Source organism: Caulobacter sp. GW456-12-1-14-TSB4 (assembly GCF_059424195.1).
In genome coordinates, this window is record NZ_JBWKZF010000054.1 from 3,158 (window position 1) to 14,161 (window position 11,004).

General features: G+C 69.4%; 11 protein-coding genes. 5 read left to right on the forward strand and 6 right to left on the reverse strand.

What is annotated here, in order from left to right; genetic code table 11:
• Positions 1-85: 85 nt before the first annotated feature.
• Entirely contained in the window at positions 86-727 is a 642-nt protein-coding gene (locus AC07YH_RS25975; protein ID WP_494749782.1) for a glutathione S-transferase, read from the reverse strand.
• A gap of 119 nt (positions 728-846) precedes the next feature.
• Here AC07YH_RS25975 and AC07YH_RS25980 point away from each other — a divergent pair, with 119 nt between their 5' ends.
• The gene (locus AC07YH_RS25980; RefSeq protein ID WP_494749783.1) at positions 847-1,410 is read left to right on the forward strand and encodes a TetR/AcrR family transcriptional regulator; all 564 of its coding nucleotides are present in this window, start codon (positions 847-849) and stop codon (positions 1,408-1,410) included.
• 104 nt (positions 1,411-1,514) lie between these two features.
• Here AC07YH_RS25980 and AC07YH_RS25985 read toward each other — a convergent pair whose 3' ends face one another.
• Entirely contained in the window at positions 1,515-4,583 is a 3,069-nt protein-coding gene (locus AC07YH_RS25985) for an efflux RND transporter permease subunit (RefSeq protein ID WP_494749784.1), read from the reverse strand.
• A gap of 3 nt (positions 4,584-4,586) precedes the next feature.
• A complete protein-coding gene (locus AC07YH_RS25990; RefSeq protein ID WP_494749785.1) occupies positions 4,587-5,660 on the reverse strand; it encodes an efflux RND transporter periplasmic adaptor subunit in 1,074 nt (357 codons plus the stop codon).
• A 76-nt stretch (positions 5,661-5,736) separates the two neighbouring features.
• On the opposite strand from AC07YH_RS25990, the gene AC07YH_RS25995 reads away from it, so the two are divergent.
• A complete protein-coding gene (locus AC07YH_RS25995; RefSeq protein ID WP_494749786.1) occupies positions 5,737-6,369 on the forward strand; it encodes a TetR/AcrR family transcriptional regulator in 633 nt (210 codons plus the stop codon).
• Between the two features lie 47 nt (positions 6,370-6,416).
• Positions 6,417-6,614, forward strand: coding sequence for a hypothetical protein (locus AC07YH_RS26000; protein WP_494620736.1), 198 nt, complete (start codon positions 6,417-6,419; stop codon positions 6,612-6,614).
• Between the two features lie 155 nt (positions 6,615-6,769).
• On the opposite strand, the gene AC07YH_RS26005 is transcribed toward AC07YH_RS26000, so the two are convergent.
• Both AC07YH_RS26005 and AC07YH_RS26010 read right to left on the reverse strand, forming a co-directional pair.
• Entirely contained in the window at positions 6,770-7,129 is a 360-nt protein-coding gene (locus tag AC07YH_RS26005; protein ID WP_494749787.1) for a nuclear transport factor 2 family protein, read from the reverse strand.
• 11 nt (positions 7,130-7,140) lie between these two features.
• On the reverse strand, positions 7,141-7,896 hold the full coding sequence (locus AC07YH_RS26010) for an SDR family NAD(P)-dependent oxidoreductase (protein WP_494749788.1): 756 nt from the start codon (positions 7,894-7,896) through the stop codon (positions 7,141-7,143).
• A gap of 116 nt (positions 7,897-8,012) precedes the next feature.
• On the opposite strand from AC07YH_RS26010, the gene AC07YH_RS26015 reads away from it, so the two are divergent.
• On the forward strand, positions 8,013-8,918 hold the full coding sequence (locus AC07YH_RS26015; RefSeq protein WP_494749789.1) for a LysR substrate-binding domain-containing protein: 906 nt from the start codon (positions 8,013-8,015) through the stop codon (positions 8,916-8,918).
• A gap of 125 nt (positions 8,919-9,043) precedes the next feature.
• Here AC07YH_RS26015 and AC07YH_RS26020 read toward each other — a convergent pair whose 3' ends face one another.
• Positions 9,044-10,417, reverse strand: a complete 1,374-nt coding sequence (locus AC07YH_RS26020; RefSeq protein ID WP_494749790.1) for an aminotransferase-like domain-containing protein — start codon at positions 10,415-10,417, stop codon at positions 9,044-9,046.
• A gap of 50 nt (positions 10,418-10,467) precedes the next feature.
• Between AC07YH_RS26020 and AC07YH_RS26025 the strand changes: the two genes are divergently transcribed.
• The gene (locus AC07YH_RS26025) at positions 10,468-10,878 is read left to right on the forward strand and encodes a DUF983 domain-containing protein (protein WP_494749791.1); all 411 of its coding nucleotides are present in this window, start codon (positions 10,468-10,470) and stop codon (positions 10,876-10,878) included.
• Positions 10,879-11,004 lie beyond the last annotated feature (126 nt).

Genomic DNA, 11,004 nt, shown 5'->3' on the forward strand with positions numbered 1-11,004 from the left:
CCCCCCCCCGCGCGGCATAGGCCGGCGACGCCCCCTCCGGCCCTCCGGGCCACCTCCCCCAGAGGGGGAGGAGATTCTAGAACGACTACGCCGCTTTGACGCTCGGGCGATCCTCGACGCGCGCGCGCCAGGCCGTCAGCGCCGTGCAGTCGTCCGGCACCGCGATCTGCGCGAAGCCGGCGAAGACCAGGCCGCCCAGCACGGTGATGTCGGCCATCGAGAACGCGTCGCCGGCCACGTACGGACGATCCCGCAGCACGCCGTCGAAATAGCGCATGCCGGCCACGGCCCGCTCGCCTTGCTTCTGGCCAAAGGCGTCGCGGCCGGTCCAGCCGGCCTTCTTGCCGTCCTCGATCGCCGCGCCCAGGCCGGGGGTGGCGTAGTGGAAGTAGTCGGCGACCGCGTCGATCAGCTCGGCCTCGGCGCGCTTCTGCATCATGTGGATCACGGCCTTCTCGCGCGGGGTCGCGCCGGTCAGGACCGGCTTGCCGTCGAGATTGTCGACATATTCGGTGATGGCCGTGCATTCCGAGATGAACACGCCGTCGTCCAGTTCCAGCACCGGCACGGCGCCCGACGGGTTCTTGGCCAGGAAGGCGGCTTCCTTGTGCTCGCCGGCCGGCAGGTCGACCTTCACGAACTCGACCTGGTCGGTGAGGCCCTTTTCGCCCAGGGCGATGCGGACGCGCAGTGGGTTCGGGAAGCCGGGGATGTCGTGGATCTTCATGGGGTCTCTCCTCGTGTCTACCTATCGATAGGTAGATTGCGATGCCGGGATAAGGGCTTCCGCTGGCGGCTGTCAACGTCTATCTACTGATAGGTAAGTTTGAGGCGATCCGACGAACGATGAGCACCGACACTCGCGAGACCATCATGCAGGCCGCCCAGGCCGCCGTGCAGGCCAAGGGCTACAACGCCTTGAGCTTCCGCGAGCTGGCCAAGGAAGTCGGCGTCAAGAGCGCCAGCATCCACTACTATTTCCCGACCAAGGGCGACCTGGGCGGGGCGCTGGCCAAGCGCTACACCGACAACGCGGTCGGCTATTTCGACAAGCTCGCAGCCGAGGGCGGACCGATCGACGAGACGTTCCGGCGCTATGTGGCGGTGTTCCGCGCCGCGCTGCAGAACGACAACCGCATGTGCCTCTACGGGGTGATGGCGGCAGAGTACGGCGACCTGCCGGACGCGGTGCGGCTGGAGGTCGATGCGTTCAGCAAGGCCAATGTGGTTTGGCTGGTGAAGCTGTTGGCGCCGCGGCATCCGGAGTTGTCGGAGACTGCGTTGAAGGACCGGGCGCTGGCGATCTTCGCGGCGATCGAGGGGGCGCAGCTGGTGGCGCGCGGGCGGGGGGACCTGGCGGTGTTCGACCAGACGATGGCGGCGTACAGCGCAGCGGGACTGACGCCTTAGCGGGTCCGCCCTCGTCCTTCGACAAGCTCAGGATGAGGACTACTTTGCACGGCGGTTCAGTAGAAACCTCACCCTGAGCCTGTCGAAGGGCGAGGTTTCGGACCCTAAGCCTGCTCCGCCTTGCCCCGCGCGGTCAGCCAGTACATCACTGGCGTCGCCACGCGGCTCAGCAGTGTGCTCGTGATCAACCCGCCGATGATCGCGATGGCCAGCGGCGAGTAGAGGCCCGACCGCTCCAGCGCCAACGGCAGCAGCCCCCCGATCGCTGTCACCGAGGTCAGCAACACCGGCAGGAACCGGACCTCGCCGGCCTTCTCGATGGCGTCGTGCAGGTTCATGCCCTCGCGGCGCAGCTGTTCGGTGAAGTCCACGAGCAGGATCGAGTTCTTGATCTCGATACCGATGAGCGCGATCACGCCGATCGTGGCGGTGAATGACAGGGAATAGCCGGTCAAAGCGAGCGCCAGCACCGCGCCGAACACCCCGAACGGGATGATGCCGGCGACGACCAGGGCGGTCTTGAACTTCTGGAACTCCAGGACCAGCACCGCCAGGATCCCGAACACCGCCACCAGCACCGCCGCGCCCAAACCCGCGAAGCTCTCCGACGCGGCCTCGGCCTCGCCGCCCAGCGACAGGCGGTAGCCCGGCGGCAGAGGCAGGTCCTTGTTCAGCCGCGCCAGGGCGTCCTGCGTCACACCCGAGGCCAGGAAGCCGGTGCGGACCCACGAGCTGACCGTCACCGTCCGCTCGCGGTCGAAGCGGTCGATGCGCGAGGGGCTGGACTTCAGGCGCGGGGTGGCGATGGCGTCCAAGGGCGCTGCCATGCCGTCGGCGGTCGGGACATAGACGCCTTTCAGGGCCGAGAGCGGGTTGCGCGCCGCGCCGTCGGCCTGGGCCATCGGCAGCCGCACCTTGACCGCGTAGTCGTCGCCGTCCGGATCGCGGAAGCGGGCGGTCTCCTCGCCGGACAGGGCCAGGCGCGCGATGCGCCGCGTGGCTCCGGCCGGCACGCCCAGGGCGGCGGCCTTGGCCTCGTCGACGCCGAGGTCGAGGTCGGTGCGGTCCAGGCGGACGGGGTTGGTGACGTCGCGCGTCCCCGGCGTCGCCTTCAGGATCGCTTCGGCGCGGGCGGCCAGGGCCTTCAGCACCTCGAGGTTCTGGCCCGTCAGGCGCACGGCCACCGGCGCGTCGATCGGCGGGCCGTTCTCGAAGGTCTGCACGCTGATCCGCGCGCCCGGATAGTCGGCGAACTGCTTGCGCAGGCGGTCCAGCACCTGCTCGCTCTTGCCCGGCTCCCAGCGCTTCAGGCTGACGAACACCTCGGCGAAGGTCGTGGCGCTCTCGTGCTGGCTCTTGTTGTAGAAGATCTGCGGATTGCCGCGACCCAGATTGGCCGCCTCCCAGATGACGTCCGGCTCGGCCCGGACGCGGCTTTCGACATAGCGCAGCACCTGGTCGGTGCGGGCCAGGGACGCGCCGTCGGGCGTCTCGATGCGGATCAGGAACTGCGGGGTCTCGGCGGCTGGGAACAGGCTCGAGCCGACCAGCTTCACCAGCGGGAATGTGGTCAGGCAGATGGCCAGCAGGATGGCCATGGCGACCCACGGCCGCGCCAGGGCCCGGTGCAGCACCGGCCGGTAGAAGCGGTGGATGCCGTCATTGACCGCCCGCAGCAGGGCGTTGCCCTCGGGATCCGAATGCTTGTCCAGCAGGCGGCTGGCCAGGAACGGGATGATGGTCATCGAGACCAGCAGCGAGGCGGCGATGGTGCACAGCACCGTCACCGGCAGCGACTTGATATAGGCCCCCGCGCCGGCCGGCAGGGCCATCAGCGGCAGGAAGGCCAGCATCAGGGTCGCGGTGCAACCCAGCACCGCCAGGCTGATCTGGCGGGTGCCGTTGATGGCCGCCTCGACCCGGTCCTCGCCCTCGCGCACGCGGCGGGCGATGTTCTCGGTGATGACGATGCTGTCGTCGACCAGCAGGCCGAGCGCCAGAACGAAGCCGGCGATGGAGAGCTGGTTCAGGGTGAAGCCGAACGCCTGCAGCAAGGTCAGCCCGATCAGCAGGCTGAGCGGGATCGACACCATCACCACCAGGCCGGCGCGCGGACCCAGCGGCAGCAGGGTGATCAGCACCAGAACCAGGGCGATGCCGAAGTCGCGGAACAGGTTGTTCAGCCGGTGCTTGACGTTCTGCGCCTGGACGAAGCCGCGCTCCATCTTCACCCCGGCGGGGAGGGTCTTCTCGTAGTCGTCCAGCACCTGCTGCACGCCGGCGGTGATCTTGGCGACGTCCTGGCCGTCCTTCTGGTTCACCGTCAGGAACACGGCGCGCTTGCCGTTGAAGCGGGTGATGTGCGTCGGCTCGGCTTGCGCCCAAGCGACCTGGGCCACATCGCGCACGCGGGTGACCTGGCCGCCGATGGCCCGCACCGGCGTGTCGCCGATGGTGGCGAGGTCGTGGAAGGCCCCGCCGGACTTGACGTTGAAGCGGCGCTCGCCGGCCTGGACCGCGCCGATCGGCGCCTCGGCCCCGGCCGCCTTCAGGGCGTCGACCACGGCGGTGGGCGGCAGGCGCAGGGCCGACAGGCGGGCCAGATCCAGCGTCACCTGCACCTCGGACGGCGGCGCGCCCCAGTACTTGGCTTCGCGCACGCCCGGCACGCGATCCAGCCGCTCGCGCAGGCGGTCGGCGGTCTTCTCCAGGCGGCGCATCGGCAGGATGTCGGAGGTCAGGGCGACCTGGACGATCGACACCTCGGTGGTGCGGATGCGCTCGATCTCCAGCCGCTGCACGCCGGCCGGCAGGTTGCCGCGGATGGCGTTCACCTCGCGCACGACCTGGTCGAACTTGCGCTCGGTGTCAACGTCCCAGGTGAAGTGGACGCGGATCACCGCCGCGCCGTCCACGGCGGTGGACTCGACCTTGTCGATGTCGTCGAGGCCGTCGACGGCGTCCTCGATCGGGTCGACGATCAGCTGCTCGATCTCGGACGGCTCGGCCCCGGGCAGCACCGCGCGGACGATGACGATCGGCGTCGGGAAGTGGGGGTCCTCCGAGCGCGGCACGTTCAGGAAGGCGTTGACGCCCAACATGATCAGCAGGCCGAAGGCGACCAGCGTGAACTGCCAGCGACGGACGGCGAAGGTCGCGAGATCGAACTTCACGGCTTATTGGCCCAGGCGCTTGGGATCGATGACCCGCACGGCCTCGCCGTCGGCGACGAAGCCGGCCCCGGCGGTGATCACCTGCGCCCCGTCCGGCAGGCCCGAGACCAGGGCGTCGTCGCCGTCGAAGCCGCCAAAGCCGATGGCCGTGCGCCGCGCCTTGCCGCGGTCGAAGCGGTAGACGAAGGCCCGCTGGCCGGTCGCCTCCAGCACCGCCTCGGCGGGGATGCGGGCATAGGCGCTGGACGTTCCGGGCGCGCGGACCGACAGGCTGGCGTGGGCGACCTGTCCGCTGCGCAGGCTGGGCGGCGGCGCGGAGAGCTCGATCTCGACGCTGATCGCGCCGGTGCGGGTGTCGGCGGCCTCGCCGACGCGGGTGACGCGGCCGGAGAGGGTCTGTTCCGCGAGGTCCTCGACCTTCACCTGGGCGACGTCGCCGACCCGGACGCGGGCGGCTTCCCGCGCGGAGAGCGGCAGGCGCAGGACGAGCGGGCTGGAGAGGTCGGCGATCCGCGCCACCACCTGGCCGGCGGCGACGACCTCGCCCGCCTGGGCGCGGCGCTCCAGGACCACGCCGGAGGCCGGCGAGACCAGGCTGGCCCAGCGACGGTCGAAGCGGGCGGCGTCATAGGCGGCCTGGGCGGCTTTCAACGAACTCTGGCGGTCGTCGATGCGCTGGCGGCTGACATAGCCCTTGTCGAACAGGGTCTTGTCGCGCTCGATGTCGCGGCGGGCGCGCTCCAGGTCGGCGATGGTCTGCTGCTGGCGGGCGTCGACGCCGGCGGGATCGATGGCGGCGACCAGCTGGCCGGCCGAGACGCGATCGCCGGCCTCGACCTTCATGGCGGTCAGCACGCCGGGGATGCGGAACGACAGCGCCATCTCGCGGCGGCGCTCCAAGGTGCCGGCCCCGGTCACCGCGCCAGCCGCGTCAGGCGCGGCGACAAGCGCGGCCTCGACCGGCGTCGGCTGCGTGGCCGCCTCGGTCTTGGGCTTGCCGCCACAGGCTGCCAGCGCCGCCGTCATCAGCAGCACCGCCAGGGGAGGGAGCGGGGTCCGCCACATAAGCTGTTCCAAATCGATCGTTGATAAGTTATCAGTGATTGATAGCGATTGCTTGTCAAGCTTGGATAGCAGTGGTCAACGACCGTCGATGAAGACCCCCCAGACCCGTTCCCCGCGTAAACCCAAGGGCCAGGGCGCCGAGCGCCGCGAGGAGATTCTCGACGCCGCCCAGAGCCTGTTCGCCCAGAAGGGTGTCCACGCCGTCTCGACCCGCCAGATCGCCGAGATCGCCGGCATCTCGCAGCCGGCCCTCTACGCCTACTTCACCACCAAGGACGACATCGCCGCCGAACTGTGCGTGCGGGCCTTCGCGATCCTGTCGGAGCGCATGGACGCCGCGCGGGTGGACTACACGCCCACGGCCGAGAACTTCGAACGTTGCCTGCGGGTCTATATCGACTTCGGTCTCGACCATCCCGATGCCTACCGCGTGGCCTTCATGCTGGAGAAGAGCGTCGACGGATCGTTTCTGGAAAAGACTGGCGGAAAGCCGATGGAGGCCGGCAAGGCGGTCTTCAGGGTCTTCGTCGAGATGGTCACCGAGTTCCACACCCGGGGCGAGACGGTCAGCGCCGACCCGATGGCCGCGTCCCAAGTGCTGTGGGCGGGCCTGCACGGCCTGGTCTCGCTGCTGATCGCCCGGCCGGAATTTCCGTGGATCGAGCGCGAGACCTTGATCGCGACGCATGTGGCCATGCTGCGCAGAGGGGCGTTGAAGTAAGGCTCCCGCGTCTCTAGATGAGCGCCTCGCTTTTCGAAGGATCCCCCATGGCCAAGCTCCTGCCGCTCCAATCGTTCAGCCTGCAGGAAACCGAGGACGGCTACCGCCTGCTGGTCTCGGCCATCGGCGGCGAGTCGATCTACGTCTCGATCACCGCCGACCAGATGGACGACATCATCGACAGTCTCGAGAACGCCATGGGCGGCGAGGGTGAAGAGGGCGCCGAGGACGACGGGGAGTTCTAGCTCCCAAAACCCGTCTCCCCGGCGAAAGCCGGGGCCCAGATCTCAAAGCGCTGGGGATGATGGGAGAGGCTCTGAGCTTCTAGAAACCACCCGAGCGCTCTTCCAGCTGGGCCCCGGCTTTCGCCGGGGAAACGGGGAAGAGGTTGTTTGCGCTCCTACCCCTCCCCATCCAGGAACAGGTAGATCGCCGCGATCTTGCCCTCCCGCGCCAGGATGAAGTCCACCCCCGCATAGCGCGGCGGCTCTCCGGGCGGGCCCGAGACCCAGGCGACCATGCCGCTGTCGGCATTGGCCTTGGCCGGACCGGTCTCGGTATAGGCGAAGGTGGGATGCGAGGCCCGCACCACGCCGGCCATCTCGACGATGGCGTCACGACCGCGATAGGTCGAACCCTTCGGACCGTGGAACACGACGTCCTCGGCGAAGATCTCGTCGGCGACCGCCCGGCGCTTGGCCGGATCACCCTCGCCGAACACCTCGTGCAGATTGCGGGTCAGCAGCTGTTCGATGGTCATCTCACCGCTCCTCAGACTTGCGTCATGCCGCCGTCGACGAACAGCTCGGCGCCGGCGATGAAGCTGGCGTCGCTGGACGCCAGGAAGGTCACGGCCTTGGCGATCTCGGACGGGTCGCCGACGCGGCCCAGCGGCACCTGGCTGGCCATGAAATCGAGCAGGCCCTGCTGGGCGGTCGCATCGGTCCCGGCCAGCTCGACCAGGCCCGGCGTCTTGATCGGTCCCGGCGTGACGACATTGACGCGGATCTGGCGCGCCTTCAGGTCGGTGGTCCAGCCCCGCGCCAGGTTGCGCACGGCGGCCTTGCTGGCGCTGTAGACGCTGAAATTGGCCACGCCCTGGACGCCCGTCGTCGAGCCGATCAGCACGATCGCGCCGCCGTCACGCAGCAGGGGCAGGGCCTTCTGTACGGTGAAGATCACGCCCTTCACGTTGCGGCCGAAGATGTCCTCGTAGTGCTCTTCCGTGATCGCGCCCAGGGGCAGCATGTCGCCGCCGCCGGCGTTGGGCACCAGCACGTCGATATGGGCGTGACGCTGCTGGATAGTGTCGTACAGCTTGTCCAGGTCGGCCAGCTTGGAGGCGTCGCCCTGGACGCCGGTCACGTCGCCGCCGATCGTCTTCACGGCGGCGGCCAGTTCGACCTCGCGGCGGCCGGTCACGTAGACCGAGGCGCCGAGGTCGGCGAAGCGCTTGGCCGTGGCCAGGCCGATGCCGCTGGCGCCGCCGGTCACCACGACAACCTTGCCTTCGAAAGTGTTGCTCATCGTCTTCGTCCTTGTTGAGCCGGCGGCTCGTCCGTCGGTGAAAACAAGATGCATTCGGGACAGAAATCGCAGTAGACGGGTAAATCGGCTCTCAGTGTTCCATTGATGAGACAATCGTGGCGATCGATCTCAACGACTACGTCCTGTTCGCCGAGGTTGTGGCCCATGGCGGCTTCGCGGCGGCGGGCCGGGCCCTGCGCCAGCCGAAATCGACCCTGAGTCGCCGGATCGCCGCCTTGGAGGCCCGGCTGGGCGTACGCCTGATCGAGCGCTCGACCCGCCGGTTCCGGGTCACCGAGGTTGGCCAGGCCTTCCACGAGCGCTGCCGCCTCTTGATGCTCGACGCCCAGCAGGCCGACGCGGTGGTGGCCGAGGCCCTAAGCGAGCCGCACGGCCTGGTGCGCTGCAGCTGTCCGGTCGGGCTGATCGAGGCGCTGTCGCCGACCTTCCAGGCCTATATGGCGCGCTATCCGAAGGTGCGGCTGCAGATCGTCGCGGTCGATCGGCCCGTGGACCTGATCGCCGAGCGTATCGATGTGGCCATCCGCGTGCGCCTGACCTTGGACACCGACGCGGCCTTGACCATGCGCACCCTGGGCCGCTCGACCCGCATCCTGGTGGCCGACCCGAAGCTGGCCATGCGTTGCGCCGGACAGCCCCTGTTGGCCCTGGCCGAGCTGCCGACCCTGAGCCCCACCGACCAGATCGGCGAGCTGGAATGGGAGCTGCTCGATCCCGACGGCGAGGCCCGGACGGTGAAGCACACGCCGCGCCTGACTTGCGGCGACTTCGGCGCTCTGCGAGACGCGGCCGCGGCCGGCCTGGGGATCGCTTTCCTCCCCGACCACGCGTGTCGCGAGTTGCTGGAGGCCGGGCGACTGGTGCGGGTGTTCCCCGACTGGAGCAGCCGGGTGGGCATCGTCCATGTGGTGTTCACGACGCGGCGCGGCCTGCCGCCGGCGGTGCGGTCGCTGATCGATCAACTGGCGGACGCGTTCCGGCGCGGCGGGGTGACGGAGTAATTTTCCCTCTCTCATAGAGAGAGGGAGGGGCCCGCGCCGCAGGCGTGGGAGGGTGAGAGGTTACGAGGCTTGACGGCGTGCCGGCACTCCGTCGGGCGCTGTAACCTCTCACCCCAACCCTCTCTCTAAGAGAGAGGGGGCTTACTGAGCTCCCGCAACTCCGTCAGCGCCCGGCTCAAGGTCGTCCGCTTGGTCGCCGCGCCTAGCGACACCCGCAGGCCTTCGCCGACCGCGCCCGGTGCGCGGAAGGCCTCCGCCCCCACGAGAGCCAACCCCCGGTCCTTAGCCGCCGGTGTCGCCGTCGCGCCGGGGAGCCAGACGTGCAAGCTCTCCGCCCCGCCGATCGCCGCCGGCAACAGCTCAGCGGCAAGGGCGCGGCGGGCGATGGCCTCCTCGCGCACCCCGTCCAGCACCCGAGCCGCCACCCCCTCGCGAATCCAGCTCGTCACCACGGCCGCCATCAGCGGCGCGGGCATCTGGGCGATGGCGTGGAGCGCCGCCGCGGCGCCCTCCGCCTGCCCTGTCGGGGCGACGATGTAGGCCAGGCGCAGGCCGGGCGAGAGCGCCTTGGCGGTGGTGGCGACGTGGAACACGCCCTGGGGCCACAGGCTAGCCAGGGCCGGCGGCGGCGCGGCGGGCAGCAGGCCGTAGGCGTCGTCCTCGACGATCATCATCCCGGCCGCGCGGGCGATCTCGACGACCGCCTCGCGCCGCGAAAGGCCCATGGTCGCCGCCGTCGGGTTCTGGAAGGTCGGCGTGCAGCACAGCAGGCGAGGGCTGTGCTGGGCGACCAGCCGCGCCAGGGCCTCCGGTTCCAGTCCCTCGGCCTCCATCGGGCAGGCCACGACGGTCAGGCCGCGTCGGGCGGCGGTGGCCAGCAGGCCCGGATAGGCGAAGGCCTCGGCCAGGATGGTGTCGCCCGGCGCGGTCAGGTGGTCCAGCAGGGCCGACAGCGCCGTCTGGGCCCCGCTGGCGACGATCACCCGCGCGGGATCGACCTCGCCCAGGCTCGGCGCCAGCCAGGCCGCGCCGGCCGTGCGCTGGGCCAGGGAGCCGGCCCCGGGGTGGTAGGCCATCAAGGTCGCCGGATCGGTGCGGGCCAGGATCGCGCCGGTGGTTTCGCGCAACAGGGCCGCCAGGTTCAGGCCGGCGGGGGGCGGCGGCAGGTTCATCGACAGATCGACCAGCCCCGCCTCGTCCTCGATCGTACGCGAGCGGATGAAGGTGCCGCGTCCGGTGGTCCCCTCGATCAGGCCGCGCTCGCGAGCCAGGGCGTAGGCGCGGGTCACCGTGGTGAAATCGATTCCGACAAGACGGGCGACCTCGCGCTGTGCAGGGATCTGGTCGCCGGCTTGGAGCTCGCCGTCGGCCACGGCGGTCTCCAGGGCGGCGGCGATCCGGCGATAGGCGGGGCCGTCCAGGCTTTCGATGCGACGCAACCACGCGGCGGCCGGATTCGGTGATCCCTTAGTTGCGGACATGGGTCGATTTCCATACATTACCCGCACAATGTATGGATCAATCCTGCGATTGTAGGAAGGGGCCACCGATGGCCGACTATGAAGTTTACGACTCCCCGACGCCGATCGAGGCCGGTTTCAAGTGCTGCTGCCCGCGCTGCGGCGAGGGCAAGCTGTTCGGCGGCTTCCTGAAGCTGGCGGACAAGTGCGACCGCTGCGGGCTGGACTACAGCTTCGCCGACCCGGCCGACGGCCCGGCCTTCTTCGTGATGAGCGGCATCGGTATCGTGGTGATCGGCATCTTCGCCTGGGTCGAGGTGACCTATCACCCGCCGCTGTGGGTGCACCTGGTGACGGTGTTCCCGGCCCTGATCATCGGCTGCCTGGCCACCCTGCGCCCCGTGAAGAGCTGGCTGGTCGCCTCGCAATATATCAACAAGGCCGAGGAAGGCCGGTTCGAGAGCCTGGGTCGGCACGACTTCGATTCCAGAAGGCTCTGACCCCCTTACCCCGATCTCCCCGGCGAAAGCCGGGGCCCAGATCTCATGACGCTGGGGATGATTGGAAGAGTGCGGCGCTGATAGAACCCACCCCGGCGCTCTTCCATCTGGGCCCCCGCTTTCGCC